Genomic DNA, 18,492 nt, shown 5'->3' on the forward strand with positions numbered 1-18,492 from the left:
AAATGCAGACACTGCCGCCAATCGCCGAGTGCCGGCCATAAAAAAGGGCGCAATTGCTTGCGCCCTCTGTACGGTGGTGGCCGTTTTTAGCCCAGTTGCTTACGGGCGTTGCGGAACATGCGCATCCACGGGCTATCCTCGCCCCACTCTTCCGGGTGCCAGGAGTTGCTGACGGTGCGGAACACGCGTTCCGGGTGCGGCATCATCACCGTTGCGCGCCCGTTGGCGCTGGTCACGGCGGTGATGCCATTCGGCGAACCGTTCGGGTTAGCCGGGTAAGCTTCCGTGACCTGACCGGCGTTGTTGACGAAACGCAGCGCCACCAGGCCGTGGCTTTCCAACGCCGCCAGATGCGCCGCATCGCGCACTTCGACATGCCCTTCGCCATGGGAAACGGCGATCGGCATGCGCGAACCGGTCATGCCCTGCATGAACAGCGACGGGCTGGCCGCCACTTCCACCAGGCTGAAGCGCGCCTCGAAGCGATCCGACAGGTTGCGCACGAAGCGCGGCCAGTGTTCGGCGCCCGGGATCAGCTCACGCAGGTTGGACATCATCTGGCAGCCGTTGCACACGCCCAGCGCCAGCGTCTGCGGACGGTGGAAGAACGCCTCGAACTCGTCGCGCACCCGCTCGTTGAACAGGATAGACTTCGCCCAGCCTTCGCCGGCGCCCAGAACGTCGCCGTAAGAGAAGCCGCCGCAGGCCACCAGCGTGTGGAAGTCCTGCAGATCGCGACGCCCGGCCAGCAGATCGCTCATGTGCACATCCACGGCGTCAAAGCCGGCGCGGTGGAACGCCGCCGCCATTTCAACGTGGGAGTTCACCCCCTGCTCGCGCAGCACCGCCACTTTCGGGCGAGCGCCCTTGGCGATGTACGGCGCAGCGATGTCTTCCTCGGGTGCGAAGGTCAGCTTCACGTTCAGGCCGGGATCTTGTTCATCCTGCTTGGCCTGATGTTCCTGATCGGCGCACGCCGGGTTGTCGCGCAGACGCTGCATCTGCCAGGTCGTTTCCGCCCACCAGGTGCGCAGGGTATTGCGGCTTTCGCTGTACAACGCTTTGCCATGCTGATTGATGACGAAACGATCGCCGGTCTGTACGCTGCCGATGTGATGCACGTTGTTGGTCAGACCGTGCTGCGCGAACGCCCGCTTCACGTCGTCGAGACGTTCGGCGCTCACCTGGATCACCGCGCCCAGCTCTTCGTTGAACAGCACCGCCAGCGCATCGTCGCCGAGGCCATCGAGGTTAACCTCTACGCCGCAGTGACCGGCGAAGGCCATCTCCGCCAGCGTCACCAGCAGGCCGCCGTCAGCGCGGTCGTGATAAGCCAGCAGCGCGCGATCGGCCACCAGCTGCTGCATGGCGTTGAAGAAGCCCGCCAGCTGCGCGACATCGCGCACATCGGCCGGTTTGTCGCCCAGTTGGCGATAAACCTGCGCCAGCGCGGTAGCACCCAGTGCGTTATGGCCGTTGCCCAGGTCGATCAACAGCAGCGCGCTGTCGCCCTTATCGGTGCGCAATTGCGGCGTCACGGTGTGGCGCACGTCTTCCACGCGGGCGAAGGCGGTGATGACCAGCGACAGCGGCGAGGTCATTTCACGCTGTTCATTGCCTTCCTGCCAGCGGGTTTTCATCGACATGGAGTCTTTGCCCACCGGAATGGTGATGCCCAGCGCCGGGCACAGCTCTTCGCCCACCGCTTTCACCGCTTCGTACAGGCCGGCGTCTTCACCCGGGTGGCCGGCGGCGGCCATCCAGTTGGCGGACAGCTTCACGCGCTTCAGGCTGCCGATTTCCGTGGCGGCCAGGTTGGTCAGCGCTTCCCCGACCGCCAGGCGGCCGGAGGCGGCGAAGTCCAGCAGCGCCACCGGTGCGCGTTCGCCGAGCGACATCGCTTCGCCATAATAGCTGTCCAGACTGGCGGTGGTGACCGCGCAGTCGGCCACCGGGATCTGCCACGGGCCGACCATTTGGTCGCGCGCCACCATGCCGGTGACGGTGCGGTCGCCGATGGTGATCAGGAAGGTTTTCTCCGCGACGGCCGGCAGATGCAGCACGCGCTTCACCGCGTCGGCCAGCGTGATGTTCTCACGCTGTACCGCCTGGCCCTGCGCCTGCAGACGGGTCACGTCGCGGGTCATCTTAGGCGTCTTGCCGAGCAGCACATCCAGCGGCATGTCGATCGGCTGATTGTCGAAGTGACGATCGTTCAACGTCAGATGTTGCTCTTCGGTCGCTTCGCCGATCACCGCGTAAGGCGCGCGCTCGCGGCGGCAGATCTCGTCGAACTGCGCCATCTGCGCCGGGGCGATCGCCATCACGTAACGTTCCTGCGATTCGTTGCACCATACTTCCAGCGGGCTCATGCCCGGCTCGTCGTTGAGGATGTCGCGCAGTTCGAAACGGCCGCCGCGGCCGCCGTCGCTCACCAGCTCCGGCATGGCGTTGGACAGGCCGCCGGCGCCGACGTCATGGATAAACAGGATCGGATTCTGGTCGCCCAGCTGCCAGCAGCGGTCGATCACTTCCTGACAGCGGCGTTCCATTTCCGGGTTGTCACGCTGCACCGACGCGAAGTCCAGATCGGCATCGGACTGGCCGGACGCCATCGATGACGCCGCGCCGCCGCCCAGACCGATATTCATCGCCGGGCCGCCCAGCACCACCAACTTGGCGCCGACGGTGATTTCCCCTTTCTGCACGTGATCGGCGCGGATGTTGCCGATACCGCCCGCCAGCATGATCGGTTTGTGGTAGCCGCGCAGCTCCACGCCGTTATGGCTGTTGACGCGCTCTTCATAGGTACGGAAGTAACCCAGCAGCGCCGGGCGACCGAATTCGTTGTTGAACGCCGCGCCGCCCAGCGGGCCTTCGGTCATGATGTCCAGCGCGGTGACAATGCGCTCCGGTTTGCCGAAGTCCTGCTCCCACGGCTGTTCAAAGCCGGGAATTCGCAGGTTGGACACCGAGAAGCCCACCAGGCCGGCCTTCGGCTTGGCGCCGCGGCCGGTGGCGCCTTCGTCACGGATCTCGCCGCCGGAGCCGGTCGCGGCGCCCGGCCACGGCGAGATCGCCGTCGGGTGGTTGTGAGTTTCCACCTTCATCAGGATATGCGCGTCTTCCTGATGGTAGTCGTACGTGTCGTTCTCCGGCGCGGCGAAGAAGCGGCCGACCTGCGAGCCTTCCATCACCGCGGCGTTGTCTTTATACGCCGACAGCACATAGTCCGGCGTCTGCTCATAGGTGTTCTTGATCATTTTGAACAGCGACTTGGGCTGCTGTTCGCCGTCGATGATCCAGTCGGCATTGAAAATCTTGTGGCGGCAGTGCTCAGAGTTGGCCTGCGCAAACATATAGAGTTCGATATCCGTCGGGTTGCGCCCCAAACCGGTAAAGGCATTCAGCAGGTAATCGATCTCGTCCTGCGCCAGCGCCAGGCCGAGCCGGACGTTGGCCTGCTCCAGCGCGGCGCGCCCTGCGCCCAGCACGTCGACCGACTGATACGGCGCCGGCTGATGGTGCGCGAACAGCTGTTCAGCCTGTTGCAACTCGTTGAAGACGGTTTCCATCATGCGATCGTGCAGCAGCGCGGCGAGCTGGTGCCACTGGGCTTCGGTCAGCTCAGGCGCCTTGACGTAGAACGCCAGACCGCGCTCCAACCGCAGCACCTGTTGCAAACCGCAGTTGTGGGCGATGTCGGTGGCTTTGGAAGACCAGGGGGAAATGGTGCCCGGGCGCGGCGTGACCAGCAGCAGCCGGCCTTCGGGGGCGTGTTCGGCGAGAGAAGGACCGTACTTGAGCAAGCGCTGAAGTTTGGCGTGTTCTTCGGCACTTAGCGGTGCGCTAACATCGGCAAAGTGGACATACTCGGCGTAGATATCACTGACGGGCAAGTGGGCGTCCTGGCAGCGGGACAGCAGTTTGGTAATGCGAAAAGCCGATAAAGCGGGCGAACCACGCAGAATTTCCATAATCAAAGTTCTCTCGTCTTCGAAGCGACGGATAAGACGCTTCATTGGGCGCAACAGGGGAAAACGCGCGTCATTATAGAGAATCCTCGCCGCCGACGAAACCGTTTGCGTAGGGATTATTGATAAAAGCGCGCCGCACCGTCGAATTGTCATAACGTGTCAATAAAGTTGCACACTGGCGTTTTGTTGCGCAAAATGCCCCCCGCACTGGTGATTTAACCATGAGAAAAGTCGCGGTTGTCGTCGCCGGCGTACCTGTGCCACCACTGGATAACTATTTGAAACGTCTTAAAATAAACTACATCCTCATCGGCGTTGTCACCCTGCTTCTGGCTCTCGCGCTGTGGCCCAATATCACCTGGCGCAGCGGCCAGGGCGGGCAACTCCAGGAGATCATTTCCCGCGGCGAGTTGCGTATCAGCACGCTGAACTCACCGCTGACCTATTTCAACACCAAGCAAGGGCCGGGTGGGCTCGACTACGAACTGGCCAAGCGCTTCGCCAGCTACCTCGGGGTAAAACTGGTGGTGATCCCCCATCAGAACATCAATGACCTGTTCGACGATCTGGACGACGACGACGCCGACCTGCTGGCGGCGGGCCTTATCTACAACCAGGAGCGCCTCAGCCGCGCGCGCACCGGCCCCGCCTACTACTCCGTTTCCCAACAGCTGGTGTACCGGCTGGGCACCCCGCGGCCAAAAGGCTTCGCCGACATCAAAGGCAAGCTGGCGGTCGCCTCCGGTTCCGCGCACGTCAGCACGCTAAAGCAGCTCAAACAGGATAAATACCCGGATCTCGCCTGGGAGTCCTCCAGCGATCTCACCTCCAAAGAGCTGCTGGAGCGGGTTGCCGACGGCAAGCTGGACTATACCCTCGGCGATTCGGTGACCATCGCGTTGCTGCAGCGCATCCATCCGCAGCTGGCGGTGGCGTTCGACGTCACCGACGAAGAGCCGGTCACCTGGTACCTCAAACGCGACGGCGACGACAGCCTGTACGCGGCGATGCTGGATTTCTACAGTCAAATGGTGGACGACGGCACCCTGGCGCGGCTGGAAGAGAAATACCTCGGCCACGTCGGCAGCTTCGACTACGTGGATACCAAAACCTTCCTGTCGGCCATCGACTCGGTGCTGCCCAACTTCCGCCCGCTGTTCGAGAAACACGCCAACGAGATCGACTGGAAGCTGCTGGCGGCCATCGCCTATCAGGAATCGCACTGGAATCCGCAGGCCACCTCCCCCACCGGCGTGCGCGGCCTGATGATGCTGACCCGCGCCACCGCCGACGGCCTGGGGGTCAACGATCGCCTCGATCCGGAAGAGAGCATTCAGGGTGGTGCCCTGTACCTGCAGCGGCTGATGGCCAAGGTGCCGGACAGCGTGCCGGAAGATGAGCGCATCTGGTTCTCGCTGGCGGCCTACAACATGGGCTGGGGCCATATGCTGGACGCGCGCAAGCTGACCAAAACGCAAAAAGGCAACCCGGACAGCTGGGTCGACGTCAAACAGCGTCTGCCGATGCTCAGCCAAAAACGCTACTACCCGCAGCTGACCTATGGCTATGCGCGCGGGCGCGAAGCCTACAATTATGTAGAAAACATCCGCCGCTACCAGGTCAGCCTGGTGGGTTATCTGCAGGAAAAAGAGAGAAAGGCGGCGCAAGCGGCCGCCGAGCAGGAAGCGTTGGGAAAAGGCTATCCGACGGTGATGCCGGAACTGGCGCTCAACTACTGATTATTCCGGCTTATCCGCCGCCCGCTGCGCCAGCTTGAGCGCTTTTTTCTGTTCGCGGCGCAGGCGGAAGAAATTACTCAGGGTGGCGGCGCATTCGTCCGCCAGCACGCCCGAGACGATCTCCACCTGATGATTCATGCCCGGATGGCGCAAAATATCCACCAGCGAACCGGCCGCGCCGGTTTTCTCGTCGGCGGCGCCGTACACCAACCGGCGGATGCGGCTGTGCACCATCGCGCCGGCGCACATCACGCAGGGCTCCAGCGTGACGTACAGCGTGGCGTTCAACAAGCGGTAGTTTTGCAGCACCGCGCCGCCCTGGCGCAGCGCCATGATCTCGGCGTGCGCGGTAGGATCGTGCCGGCCGATCGGCCGGTTCCAGCCCTCGCCGATGACCTGATTGTCCAGCACCAGCAGCGCACCCACCGGCACCTCGCCCTCTTCCTGCGCGCGCAGGGCCAGCTGCAATGCCTGACGCATCCAGTACTCATCGTTATATTCAGTCATCGCATAATTCCTCGTGCGCTTTTGCGGCGGGCATTATACACACTAGCCTCCCTTTGTCGTAGCCGCCCGCCAATGGCTATACTGGCCACATCAGCGTGTGATTCAGGGACAAGAAACATGAAACTCAGTAAAAAGAACGCCGTCGTGGTGCGCAAGGCGCTGGACGGCTGGGTTGGGGAAGGCGCCTTGACCCCCGAGCAACAACAGCAACTGCTGCTGCATGTGGACGTGCAGCCTTTCGACTGGCGACGGCTGGCGCGCTATGCGTTTCTCGCCGCGCTGGCCTCGTTGCTGATCGCCGTCACCAGCCTGTTCGCCGACAGCGCACTGCTTGAATGGCTGAGCGAACTGTTCCGCTTCGACGCGCCGGTGCGCATGGCGATCGCCGGCGTACTGGCGGCGCTGGCCTACGTCTGGGCGCTGCGTCGTCGTCAACGCCACCCGGAAAAACGCTACGGCAATGAGGCGGCGCTGTTTGTCGCCGTGTTGCTCACCGCCTGCGCCTTATGGCAACTGGGCGTCTGGCTGGATAACGGCAGCGGGCGGGTTTCCGTGCTGCTGCTGGTCGCCGCGCTGCTGTACGGCGCCATCGGCTGGTTCAGCCGCTCCGGGCTGGTATGGTGGTTCGCCCTGCTGTCTCTCGGCAATGCCTTCGGCGCCGAGACCGGCTACCTGTCCGGCTGGGGCGCCTACTGGCTCGGCATGAGCTACCCGATTCGCTTTATCGCCTTCGGCGCGGTGCTGATCGCCGCCGCATTGCTGCTGCGGCCGCTATTGGCGCAGCGCGGCCTGCAGCGTGTGTCGCTGGCGATGGGCCTGCTGTACCTGTTCATCGCGCTGTGGCTGCTGTCCATCTTCGGCAACTATGGCGATCTCGACAGCTGGTACCGCGCGCGCCAGATTGAGCTGTTCCACTGGAGCCTGCTGTTCGGGCTGGCCGCCTTCGCCGCCATCTGGCTGGGGTTGAAGCATGACGACGCCATGCTGCGCGGTTTCGGGCTGACCTTCCTCGGCATCAACCTCTATACCCGCCTGTTCGAGTTTTTCTGGGACAGCATGCCGAAGACGATTTTCTTCGCGCTGCTCGGCCTGAGCCTGTGGGCGTTGGGGCATTATGCGGAGAAGATTTGGCAGCTCGGACGCAAACCGCACGACGTAACCGACGACTGATCGCGGCAGCGGTAACAGCAAAGGGCGGAATTCTCCGCCCTTTGTTTATTCCAGCTGCTGCAGCTCGCCCTGCTTGCTCACCCGCCAACGGTGCTCGCAAAAAAACAGCAGCGGGTTATCCTGCTTGCTGTCGCTGTAACCGCTGTACAGCTTCAGCGGCGCGCCGAGCCGTTGCTCCAGCTGCACCACTTTTTGTACGCCCAGACAGCGCAAGGTCAGCACCCAGCCGCCATAGCGGCGCGCGATGCGGCTGCCGACCAACCGCACCCGCGGCAGAAACGCCGAATCCCGATACACCTGCGCCACCAGTTGCTCCGGCGAGCCGGTAATCAGCCACACCTCGGCATCGTGCTCATCCAGATACTGCCGCAAGCGCATTTGCACCACCGGAAACGCAGTGACCTTCTGGCGGAAAACCTCGATGAACTGCCGCTCCAGCGCCTTCAGCGTCGCTTCGGTACGCCCGAAGGTGATAGCCCACAACAACAGGCTCATCGGCCAGCGCGCGGCGCGCCCCAGCAGCAACAGCGCCAGGCCAATCAATGGCAACAGCGGTATCACCAGCAGCAAATTCAGCGGTAAACGGCGCAGCAGGAAACGCAAGAAACTGCCGAACATATCCTCCTGATGCAGAGTGCCGTCCAGATCGAAAAAGACCACGCGGCGCCCTGCTGCGGCCGATGGTTGCTGCTTGTCGCTCAAACGCTACTCCTCGGGATCGTTGAACCCCATCATCCAGGTGAAGAGAAAACCGGCGATAATCGTAATCAGCATCCCCGCCAGATACAACATCACCTTACCTGAGACGATGGTCAACGCCAAAGGCAGCCCCGAAATGCCGAAGGTAATCACCGTCGCCACTTTCCAGTAGCTGATCAGCGCGCCGCCTACCGCACCGCCGAGGCAGGCGCCGATAAACGGCCGGCCCAGCGGCAGCGTCACCCCGAAGATCAGCGGCTCGCCGATGCCGAGAATGCCGACCGGCAACGCCCCTTTGATCACCTTCTTCAGCCGCGCGTTACGGGTTTTCAACAGCACCGCCAGCGCCGCCCCCACCTGACCGACGCCGGCCATCGCCAGGATCGGCAACAGCGGGTTGGAACCGTGCGCCTGCACCAGCTCGACGTGGATCGGCACCAGCCCCTGGTGCAAGCCGGACAGCACCAGCGGCAGGAACAGCCCGGAGAGCAGCGCCCCGACAAGCAGCCCGCCCTTGTCGATCGCCAGATTGGCGCCGTGGGCGATGGCATCGGAAATGGCGCCGCCGATCGGCTGCAGGATCAGGATCGCCAACGAGGCGGTCACCAGCGTGGTCAGCAGCGGATTGAGGATCAGTTCGACCGACTCCGGCAGCAGCGTGCGCAGGCGTTTCTCCACCCAGCACATCAACGCCACCACCAGCAGTACAGCGATCACCCCGCCGCGCCCCGGCTGCAGCGCCTCGCCGAACAGGGTGATCTGCGCCAGCGCCGGGCTGGAGAGGATCCCGGCCATCACGCCGCCCATCGCCTGTGAGCCGCCGAACACCCGCGCGGCGTTCACCCCGACCAGAATGTTCATGATGGCGAACACCGCGCTGCCGAAGATCGCCAGCAGCCCCAGCGCGTTCGGGTAGTCCAACGCCAACTGTCCGGCGATGTCGGGCCGTTTCAGCAGGTTGATGATGCCGGTGATCAGCCCCGAGGCGATAAACGCCGGGATCAGCGGAATAAAAACGTCGGCCAGCTTTTTCAGCGCGCCGCTCATCGGCGCCGCGTATTTCTGTTTGGCCTGCGCCTTGGTGCGGGCGGCGTCACCAACGGCGGGCTGCGCGCTGCCGCTCAACAAAGCGCGCATGGCGTCCACCACCTTGGCGGCGGCGCCCGGGCCGACGATAAACTGATGCTGTTCACCCTGCTTGATATAGCCCTTCACGCCGGGCAACTGCTTGAGGGCCGCCAGATCCAGACGCTGTTCGTCGCTGACCTCGACGCGCACCCGCGTCATGCAGTTCTCCAGTTTGAGGATATTGCCCTCGCCCCCCACGCCCGCCAGGATCTGTGTCGCCAATGCCGTTGTCTTGTCCATCGCCGCCCCCACCGTGAATTAACGCGCCAACGCCGCGCGCAGGTAGCCGTCGTGCCGCTGCAGCCGCTGCTGCGCCTCATCGGCGCTGACGCCGGCTAAAATCATCAGGATCGCCGGTTTGACCTCAAAGCCGGTCTGCGCCAGCGCCGCCTCCGCCTGAGCGCGTTCGGCGCCGGTGGCCTCCACCACGATGCGGCAGGCGCGATCCACCAGTTTGACGTTGGTGGCCTTCACGTCCACCATCAGGTTCTGGTAGACCTTGCCCAGCTTGACCATCGCGCCGGTCGACAGCATGTTGAGCACCAGCTTCTGCGCGGTGCCTGATTTCAGGCGCGTAGAACCGGTCAGCGCCTCCGGCCCCACCACCGGCGAGATCGCCACCTGCGCTTCGTGCGCGATCGGCGAATCCGGGTTGCATGAGATGGCCGCCGTCGGGCAGCCCAGCCCGCGCGCATAGCGCAGCGCGCCGATCACGTAGGGCGTGCGCCCCGAGGCCGCCAACCCCACCACCATATCGACGGCGGTCAGGTTCAGCGCTCTGAGGTCGGCCTCACCCAGGGCTGCGTCATCTTCCGCCCCTTCCACCGCTTTGAGCAGCGCGCCCGGCCCACCGGCGATCAGCCCCACCACCACGCCGTGCGGCACGCCGAAGGTCGGCGGGCACTCGGAGGCATCCAATACGCCCAGGCGCCCGCTGGTGCCGGCGCCCAAATAAATCAGCCGCCCGCCGGCCTTCAGCGCCGCCGCGGCCAAATCGACCGCCTGCGCGATCGCCGGCAGCACCTTTTCAATCGCCTCCGGCACCTTGCGATCTTCCTGGTTAAAGCAGCGGACCATGTCCAGCGTCGACATCTCATCCAGCCCCATGGTGGCCGGGTTGCGGGTTTCCGATACCAGTGCGCCTAAGTTCATCTGTTCACCTTTGAATTTTTAATTCACAAAATTAAATCAATATTTGAATATTTTATTCAACAAAGCGAGCGCTATTTGCTATTTTAACGACGAGCTCACAAAAATTTTCACCGCGCGTTTTCGCCGCCTGCGTGGCAAAATGGCCGCTGGTTTCCAGGGAAAGATCAATGAGTACCCTTCTGCGCATTCGCCAGATGTATCCGACACTGGCGCAAAACGACCGCAAGCTGGCGGATTTTTTGCTGAACAACGCCGAACAGGCGCGCCATCTCAGCTCGCAAAAGCTGGCCCAGCTGGCCGGCGTCAGCCAGTCGAGCGTGGTGAAGTTCGCCCAAAAGCTGGGCTATAAAGGTTTCCCGGCGCTGAAGCTGGCGCTGAGCGAGACGCTGGCCCAGCCGCAGGCAGAACCGGTAGTGACCGTTCATAACCACATTCTCAGCAGCGACACGCTGAAAACCGTCGGTGAAAAGCTGTTGGCGGAAAAGCAGGCGGCGCTGCGCGCGACGCTGGACATCAACAGCGAAGAACGGCTGCATCAGGCGCTGGACATGCTGCGCCAGGCGCGCCGGGTGATGCTGATCGGCATCGGCGCCTCCGGGCTGGTGGCCAAGGATTTTTCCTTCAAGCTGCTGAAAATCGGGGTGATGGCGGTAGCCGAAGCGGATATGCACGTTCAACTGGCGGCGGTGCAGGCGCTGGACAAACGCGATCTGCTGGTGGCGATCTCCTTCAGCGGCGAGCGGCGTGAAATCAATCTGGCGGCGGAAGAAGCGCGCCAGGCCGGCGCCAGGGTGCTGGCGCTGACCAGCTTCTCGCCCAACGGCCTGCAGCAACGCGCCGATCACTGTCTCTATACCATCGCCGAAGAGCCCCGCACCCGCAGCGCGGCCATCTCTTCCAGCACCGCCCAGTACGCTCTCACCGACCTGCTGTTTATGGCGCTGATCCAGCACGACCTCGATCATGCCCGCGACCGTATCAGGCACAGCGAACAATTGATGAAAAAGTTGGTTTAACCGGTATAATCGCCGCTGCGAAAAATACCCCTGTTAATAATGAGAGATACGTCATGGCCCTGCTAATCACACGCAAATGCATCAACTGCGACATGTGCGAGCCGGAATGCCCGAACCAGGCGATTTCGATGGGCGATGAGATCTACCAAATCGATACCGACCGCTGCACCGAGTGCGTTGGCCATTACGATACGCCAACCTGTCAGCAGGTCTGCCCGATCGACAACACCATCATTACCGATCCGCAGCATCGCGAGACTAATGAGCAGCTGTGGGATAAGTTCGTGGTGTTGCACCACGCCGATCGCATTTAACCCGCCGCAGGACTGACAAGGGCGCCGCAGGGCGCCCTTTCTATTTTCAGCTTTCGACGATCACCGTCGCGCAGGCATAGCGCCGTTCATCGGCCAGCGAAACGTGGATCGCGGTGACCCCCATCTCCCCCGCCAGCTCGGCGGCGCGGCCGTGCAAACGAATATTCGGTTTGCCCAACGCATCGTTGAACACCTCGAACTGGTTGAACGCCAGGCCGTTGCGAATGCCGGTGCCGAACGCCTTGGCGGCGGCCTCTTTCACGGCGAAACGCTTGGCCAGAAAGCGAATCGGCTGCTGGTGCTGCTGGTATAGCGCCCATTCGGCGTCGCTCAGCACGCGGCGCGCCAGACGATCGCCGCTGCGTTCCACCACCGCTTCGATACGCGCCATCTCGACGATGTCGGTACCCAGCCCGAGCACCGCCATTACCGGCGCGCTTCCCGCATCAGCACTTTCATGTCGGCAACCGCAGCCGGCAGCCCGCTCATCACCGCCTGGCCGATAATCGCATGGCCGATGTTCAGCTCGTGCATTTCCGGCAGCGCGGCGATCGGCTGCACGTTGTGATAGGTCAGGCCGTGGCCGGCGTTGACCTTCAGCCCCTTCTCGGCCGCGTAGGCGGCGGCGACCGCGATGCGGCGCAGCTCGGCCTGTACCGCCAGCTCGCCCTGCGCTTCGGCGTAGGCGCCGGTGTGGATTTCAATATAGGGGGCGCCCACCGCCACCGCCGCGTCGATTTGGCGATGATCGGGATCGATGAACAGCGAGACCAGAATGCCCGCCTGCGCCAGGCGCTCGACCGCCACGCTCATTTTGTCCAGCTGGCCGGCAACGTCCAGGCCGCCTTCGGTGGTCACTTCTTCGCGCTTTTCCGGTACCAGGCAACAGAAATGCGGCTTCAGCTCCACGGCGATGTCCAGCATCTCGTCGGTCACCGCCATCTCCAGATTCATGCGCGTCTGGATGGTCTGGCGCAGCAAACGCACGTCGCGGTCGGTGATGTGGCGGCGGTCTTCGCGCAGATGCACGGTAATGCCGTCGGCCCCCGCCTGTTCGGCAATGAATGCCGCCTGAACCGGATCCGGGTATTGGGTTCCGCGCGCGTTACGTAACGTGGCGATGTGATCGATATTGACGCCCAGCAGTAAATCAGCCATGACAACCTCTAAATACGATTTTCAGTGCCAGCAGTTTACACGCGGGTGCAGAACGGCAAAAGGAGAAAAGGTCAGGCGTCGTCGACCGGCGTATTCGGCTGCTTGCGCACGAATTGACGGAACAGTTCGCGGCTCTTCAACGGCTTGCCGCCGAGGTAGGGTTTCAGCGCCATGCGGGTGAAACGCTTGGCGGCGCGCAGCGTCTCGGCATCGGGAAACTGCCGCTCCGCCAGCGCGCGCAGTTCGCGCCCGGTGAAGCTGTAGTGATCCACCACCAGGCTGGCGATAAAGCCCTTCTCTTCGCGGTAGCGGTAGGTCATGGCGTCATCCACCGGCAGGCCGCTGCCGGCGCAGTGCAGGAAATCGAGGCCATAACCCAGGTGCTGCAACAAGGCCAGTTCGAACTGGCGCAACGCCTGTTCCGGCGAGCTGTCTTCCGCCGCCAGCGCCTGCAGGCACTGCAGGTAGTCGAAGAACAGCACCGAGTAGTTGGTTTCCTGCTCCAGCACGCGCGCCAGCAGTTCGTTCACGTACAGGCCGCTGTAAAGCATCATGCCGCTGAGGGGTAAACCGAGAGAGACCGCTTCGGCGTTGCGCAGCGTTTTCACTTCGCCGCGGCCGCCCCAGCGCACTAACAGGGGGTAAAGGGCTGCAGGCAACCCTTCAGATTGGAGCGGCGGCTGCGCGCGCCTTTTGCCAGCAAGCGCACCCGCCCATGACCTTCGGTAAACAGATCCAGCATCAGACTGGTTTCACTGTACGGCCGCCCATGCAGGACGAAAGCGCGCTCCCAGCCGTCCACGGATCGTTACTTCAGATCGTCAACATAGCCCAGGCTGCGCAGCGCACGTTCGTCGTCCGCCCAACCGGATTTCACTTTCACCCACAGCTCCAGATGCACTTTAGCGTCGAACATCTGTTCCATGTCCTGGCGCGCTTCGATGCCGATGGTTTTGATCTTGGCGCCCTTGTTGCCGATGACCATCTTCTTCTGGCCTTCGCGCTCGACCAGGATCAGGCCGTGCACATCGTAGCCGCCGCGATCGTTGGCCACGAACTGTTCGATTTCCACCGTCACCGAATACGGCAGCTCTTCACCCAGGAAACGCATCAGCTTCTCGCGGATGATCTCGGACGCCATAAAGCGCTGGGAGCGATCGGTGATGTAGTCTTCCGGGAAGTGGTGTTCCGCTTCCGGCAGCAGCTTGCGCACGATGCCGGCGATGGTGTCGACGTTCATCCCTTTCTCGGCGGAGATAGGCACCACGTCGAGGAAATTCATCTGCTGGCTAAGGAACGCGATATGCGGCAACAGCTTGGATTTGTCGGTGACGTTATCTACCTTGTTGATCGCCAGCAATACCGGGCAACGCAGGCTGCGCAGCTTGTTGACCACCATTTCGTCGTCGGCGGTCCAGTTGGTGCCTTCGACCACGAAGATAACCAGTTCGACGTCGCCGATTGAGCTGCTGGCCGCGCGGTTCATCAAACGGTTGATGGCGCGTTTTTCTTCGATGTGCAGCCCTGGGGTATCGACGTAGATCGCCTGATAGGCGCCATCGGTGTCGATGCCCATGATGCGGTGACGGGTCGTCTGCGGCTTACGCGACGTAATGGAAACCTTCTGCCCCAGCAGTTGGTTCAGCAACGTCGATTTGCCCACGTTCGGGCGGCCGACGATGGCGATAAAACCGCAGTGTTGTTTTACTTCACTCATTCAAGCTCCAGCTTTTTCAGCGCTTGTTCCGCTGCCGCCTGCTCGGCTTTACGGCGGCTCGAGCCGGTGCCCACCACGGGCTCGCTCAAACCACTCACCTGGCAGTGGATGGTAAACTCTTGGTCGTGCGCTTCACCGCGAACCTGCACCACCAAATAAGAAGGCAACGGCAGATGACGCCCCTGCAAAAATTCCTGCAAACGGGTTTTCGGGTCTTTCTGCTTATCACCGGGGCTGATTTCGTCCAACCGGCTGCGATACCAGTCCAAAATCAGGCGCTCGACGGTCTGGATGTCGCTGTCCAGGAACACGCCGCCGATCAATGCCTCCACCGTATCCGCCAGGATTGACTCGCGGCGGAACCCACCACTTTTCAATTCGCCCGGCCCAAGCCGCAGACATTCGCCAAGGTCAAACTCGCGCGCCATCTCCGCCAGCGTGTTGCCGCGCACCAGCGTGGCGCGCATGCGGCTCATATCGCCCTCGTCTACGCGAGGAAAGCGGTGATAGAGCGCATTGGCGATGACAAAGCTAAGAATCGAGTCACCCAGAAACTCAAGACGTTCATTGTGTTTACTGCTGGCGCTGCGGTGAGTCAAAGCCTGCAGTAAAAGCTCCTGCTGTTGAAAAGTGTAGCCCAGCTTCCGCTGCAGCCTGTTTATTACGATGGGGTTCATGAGTTACCAATAGATCAAGAATGCGTCAAAAACTTGCAGCATACGGAACAGGCCTGCTTCGCCGAAAGCCGATCCAAAGCTGTTTCGTTTGCAGTGGCTCCCAGCAGGAGCCAACTTTTATCGCTCGAGAAAGTATTCTACAACGAGTGGAAACATAATGCTGTGTTTATATCCCCTTAATCTTTCACGCCGCAGCAGGCTGCGGCGTGAAATTGACAGGGAATAAATCAGCGATTAATGAATGCCGCCAATCCGGCTGAAACGCACGCCGGTAGGCCACTCGCCTTCCTGCTTTTCAAAGCTCATCCAGATGGCCGTGGCTTTACCCACCAGATTCTTCTCCGGCACAAAGCCCCAGTAACGGCTGTCCGCGCTGTTGTCGCGGTTGTCGCCCATCATGAAGTAATGCCCGGCCGGCACCACCCACTCCGCCAGCGGTTTGCCCGGCTGTTGGTAGTAAGCGCCCACCTGATCCTGCGTGCCCGGCACGGTCAGGATGCGGTGCGTCACGTTGCCCAGGCTCTCCTGACGTTCACGCAGACGAATGCCGCCCTGCGGCACGTTGTCATTCAGCGGGATCTGGTAGAAACCGTTGCTGGCCTCGCCCATGCCGCTGCGGCTGAACAGCTGTACGAAGTCGCTCGGCTGCGCGTCGGCGTAGGTGACCGCCAGCGCGGTATCGCAGGACTGCCCGCTGTTGCACGACGGCTGCACCGTAACGCGCTTATTCACCGGATCGTAAGTAATACGGTCGCCCGGCAGGCCAATCACGCGCTTGATATAATCCAGCTTCGGATCCAGCGGATATTTAAATACCGCAATATCGCCGCGCTTCGGATGACCGGTTTCAATTAGCGTGGTCTGGGTTATCGGATCTTTAATGCCGTAAGCATATTTCTCCACCAGAATGAAATCGCCAATCAACAGCGTCGGCATCATTGAGCCGGACGGGATTTGGAACGGTTCGTAAATAAACGAGCGCACCACAAAGACCAGCAGCAACACCGGGAAGACCGATGCCCCGGTCTCTACCCAGCCTGGCTGCTTAGCCACTTTCGCCAGCGTTTTATCGTCTACTGCGCCCGCGGTCTGCTCGTTGACCGCCGCAATCTTCGCGCGGCGGGCCGGCGCCCATTTAAAGCGCTCGAAGCACCAGATGATCCCGGTGACCAGGGTGGCCAACGCCAGGATCAGGGCAAACATATTCGCCATGCAAACTCCCTCGTTTCGCGAACTCGTCGCGGTTACTTGCCGTCTTTACCGACGTGCAGAATGGCCAGGAACGCTTCCTGCGGCAGCTCGACGTTGCCGACCTGCTTCATGCGCTTCTTACCGTCTTTCTGTTTCTGCAGCAGCTTTTTCTTACGGCTGACGTCACCGCCGTAGCATTTCGCCAGCACGTTTTTACGCAGCTGCTTCACGGTGGAGCGCGCGATGATGTGCGTGCCGATCGCCGCCTGAATCGCGATGTCGAACTGCTGACGCGGGATCAGATCTTTCATCTTTTCCACCAATTCACGGCCGCGATACTGCGAGTTGTCGCGGTGGGTGATCAGCGCCAGCGCATCCACGCGCTCGTTGTTGATCAGCACGTCCACACGCACCATGTCGGAGGCCTGGAAGCGCTTGAAGTTGTAATCCAGCGACGCATAACCGCGCGACGTGGACTTCAGGCGGTCGAAGAAGTCGAGCACCACTTCCGCCATCGGGATTTCATAGGTCAACGCCACCTGGTTGCCGTGGTAGACCATGTTGGTCTGCACGCCGCGTTTCTCAACGCACAGGGTGATGACGTTGCCCAGGTATTCCTGCGGCATCAGCATGTGGCATTCGGCGATCGGCTCGCGCAGTTCCTGGATGTTGTTCAACGGCGGCAGCTTGGATGGGCTGTCGACGTAGATCACTTCTTTGCCGGTGGTTTCCACTTCGTAGACTACCGTCGGCGCGGTGGTGATCAGATCCAGATCGTATTCACGCTCCAGACGCTCCTGAATGATCTCCATGTGCAGCAGACCAAGGAAGCCGCAGCGGAAGCCGAAGCCCAACGCGGTGGAGCTTTCCGGTTCGTAGAACAGGGAGGCGTCGTTAAGGCTCAGCTTGCCCAGCGCATCGCGGAAAGATTCATAGTCGTCGGAGCTGATCGGGAACAGACCGGCGTACACCTGCGGCTTCACTTTTTTGAAGCCCGGCAACGCTTTATCCGCCGGCTGACGCGCCTGCGTCAGGGTATCGCCCACCGGCGCGCCGAGGATGTCTTTGATCGCACAGACCAGCCAGCCCACTTCGCCGCAGTTCAGCACGTCGCGATCGACCTGCTTCGGCGTGAAAATGCCCAAACGATCGGCGTTGTACACCTGGCCGGTGCTCATGACCTTGATCTTGTCGCCCTTGCGCAGCGTCCCGTTCTTGACGCGCACCAGCGACACGACACCCAGGTAATTATCGAACCAGGAGTCGATGATCAGCGCCTGCAGCGGCGCATCCGGATCGCCCTGCGGCGCAGGAATGTCGCGCACCAGGCGCTCCAGCACGTCGGGCACGCCGACGCCGGTTTTGGCCGAGCAGCGCACGGCATCGGTGGCGTCGATGCCGACGATATCTTCAATTTCCTGCGCGGCGCGATCCGGATCGGCGGCCGGCAGGTCGATTTTGTTCAACACCGGCACCACTTCCAGATCCATTTCGATCGCGGTGTAGCAGTTGGCCAGCGTCTGGGCTTCTACGCCCTGACCGGCGTCCACCACCAGCAGCGCGCCTTCGCAGGCCGCCAGCGAGCGGGACACTTCATAGGAGAAGTCAACGTGGCCTGGGGTGTCGATAAAGTTAAGCTGATAGGTCTGCCCATCCAGCGCCTTGTAATCCAGCGTGACGCTTTGCGCCTTGATGGTGATGCCGCGCTCGCGCTCCAGATCCATGGAATCGAGCACCTGCGCAGCCATTTCACGGTCGGACAGGCCACCGCAAATTTGGATAATGCGGTCAGACAGCGTCGACTTACCGTGGTCAATATGGGCAATAATGGAGAAATTTCGTATATGCTTCATTATAAAAGTTTTTCTGCCTTGGTATTTCTGAATTACTCGCCTATAGAAACCCGCATGGACCTAAAGCGACAGTGAATGGGTTAGGCCGTCTTGCACCTGAATCGCTGCATTCTACATGCCACACCACTGAAAACCTAGCGATCGGTGCAGTGAAGGCATTCTATTATGCGCAGCTAAATGTTACAGGGCGCCCC

15 protein-coding genes and 1 pseudogene are annotated in these 18,492 nt (G+C 61.7%); 4 read left to right on the top strand and 12 right to left on the bottom strand.

Going from position 1 to position 18,492, the window contains the following annotated elements; translation table 11 throughout:
* Positions 1-86: 86 nt before the first annotated feature.
* Positions 87-3,977 (bottom strand): phosphoribosylformylglycinamidine synthase, encoded by a 3,891-nt coding sequence (gene purL / locus ACORQT_RS18935; RefSeq protein ID WP_444859263.1) that lies wholly within the window; start codon positions 3,975-3,977, stop codon positions 87-89.
* Positions 3,978-4,255: 278 nt separating this feature from the next.
* On the opposite strand from purL, the gene mltF reads away from it, so the two are divergent.
* Entirely contained in the window at positions 4,256-5,716 is a 1,461-nt protein-coding gene (gene mltF, locus ACORQT_RS18940; protein ID WP_060660339.1) for a membrane-bound lytic murein transglycosylase MltF, read from the top strand.
* Here the strand turns inward: mltF and tadA are convergent, their stop codons facing one another.
* Positions 5,717-6,223, bottom strand: a complete 507-nt coding sequence (gene tadA / locus ACORQT_RS18945) for a tRNA adenosine(34) deaminase TadA (RefSeq protein ID WP_033644114.1) — start codon at positions 6,221-6,223, stop codon at positions 5,717-5,719.
* Between the two features lie 117 nt (positions 6,224-6,340).
* Here tadA and ACORQT_RS18950 point away from each other — a divergent pair, with 117 nt between their 5' ends.
* A complete protein-coding gene (locus ACORQT_RS18950; RefSeq protein ID WP_033644115.1) occupies positions 6,341-7,393 on the top strand; it encodes a DUF2157 domain-containing protein in 1,053 nt (350 codons plus the stop codon).
* Positions 7,394-7,438: 45 nt separating this feature from the next.
* Here the strand turns inward: ACORQT_RS18950 and yfhb are convergent, their stop codons facing one another.
* Genes yfhb through murQ form a run of 3 tightly spaced genes read right to left on the bottom strand, consistent with a single transcriptional unit; the run spans position 7,439 to position 10,372 of the window.
* On the bottom strand, positions 7,439-8,095 hold the full coding sequence (gene yfhb / locus ACORQT_RS18955) for a phosphatidylglycerophosphatase C (RefSeq protein WP_042785222.1): 657 nt from the start codon (positions 8,093-8,095) through the stop codon (positions 7,439-7,441).
* A gap of 3 nt (positions 8,096-8,098) precedes the next feature.
* Positions 8,099-9,460 carry a PTS transporter subunit EIIC gene (locus ACORQT_RS18960; protein ID WP_033644117.1) on the bottom strand — a complete coding sequence of 454 codons (1,362 nt, stop codon included), beginning with the start codon at positions 9,458-9,460 and terminating at the stop codon, positions 8,099-8,101.
* 18 nt (positions 9,461-9,478) lie between these two features.
* A complete protein-coding gene (gene murQ / locus ACORQT_RS18965) occupies positions 9,479-10,372 on the bottom strand; it encodes an N-acetylmuramic acid 6-phosphate etherase (RefSeq protein WP_033651584.1) in 894 nt (297 codons plus the stop codon).
* Between the two features lie 167 nt (positions 10,373-10,539).
* On the opposite strand from murQ, the gene ACORQT_RS18970 reads away from it, so the two are divergent.
* Both ACORQT_RS18970 and ACORQT_RS18975 read left to right on the top strand, forming a co-directional pair.
* Entirely contained in the window at positions 10,540-11,388 is an 849-nt protein-coding gene (locus tag ACORQT_RS18970) for a MurR/RpiR family transcriptional regulator (protein ID WP_033644119.1), read from the top strand.
* 53 nt (positions 11,389-11,441) lie between these two features.
* A complete protein-coding gene (locus ACORQT_RS18975; RefSeq protein ID WP_033632309.1) occupies positions 11,442-11,702 on the top strand; it encodes a YfhL family 4Fe-4S dicluster ferredoxin in 261 nt (86 codons plus the stop codon).
* A gap of 46 nt (positions 11,703-11,748) precedes the next feature.
* Here ACORQT_RS18975 and acpS read toward each other — a convergent pair whose 3' ends face one another.
* The 7 genes and pseudogenes from acpS to lepA all read right to left on the bottom strand — a co-directional run bounded on the left by acpS (position 11,749) and on the right by lepA (position 18,298).
* The gene (gene acpS / locus ACORQT_RS18980; protein ID WP_004929169.1) at positions 11,749-12,129 is read right to left on the bottom strand and encodes a holo-ACP synthase; all 381 of its coding nucleotides are present in this window, start codon (positions 12,127-12,129) and stop codon (positions 11,749-11,751) included.
* Positions 12,129-12,860 carry a pyridoxine 5'-phosphate synthase gene (gene pdxJ, locus ACORQT_RS18985; protein ID WP_033651585.1) on the bottom strand — a complete coding sequence of 244 codons (732 nt, stop codon included), beginning with the start codon at positions 12,858-12,860 and terminating at the stop codon, positions 12,129-12,131. The genes acpS and pdxJ overlap by 1 nt, the downstream gene beginning before the upstream one ends.
* Positions 12,861-12,931: 71 nt before the next feature.
* Positions 12,932-13,662 (bottom strand): annotated as a pseudogene (recO, locus tag ACORQT_RS18990) (DNA repair protein RecO).
* A 6-nt stretch (positions 13,663-13,668) separates the two neighbouring features.
* Positions 13,669-14,577, bottom strand: coding sequence for a GTPase Era (era, locus tag ACORQT_RS18995; protein ID WP_004929162.1), 909 nt, complete (start codon positions 14,575-14,577; stop codon positions 13,669-13,671).
* Positions 14,574-15,254, bottom strand: a complete 681-nt coding sequence (gene rnc, locus ACORQT_RS19000; RefSeq protein ID WP_004929158.1) for a ribonuclease III — start codon at positions 15,252-15,254, stop codon at positions 14,574-14,576. Before rnc ends, era begins: the two co-directional genes overlap by 4 nt.
* A gap of 234 nt (positions 15,255-15,488) precedes the next feature.
* Entirely contained in the window at positions 15,489-16,466 is a 978-nt protein-coding gene (gene lepB, locus ACORQT_RS19005; protein ID WP_033644122.1) for a signal peptidase I, read from the bottom strand.
* Between the two features lie 32 nt (positions 16,467-16,498).
* Complete coding sequence (gene lepA, locus ACORQT_RS19010; protein ID WP_019452315.1) at positions 16,499-18,298, bottom strand: translation elongation factor 4; 1,800 nt, start codon at positions 18,296-18,298, stop codon at positions 16,499-16,501.
* Positions 18,299-18,492: the final 194 nt, after the last annotated feature.

This window comes from Serratia sp. (in: enterobacteria) (assembly GCF_052400455.1).
In the GTDB taxonomy this organism is placed as follows: Bacteria; Pseudomonadota; Gammaproteobacteria; order Enterobacterales; family Enterobacteriaceae; genus Serratia; species Serratia ureilytica.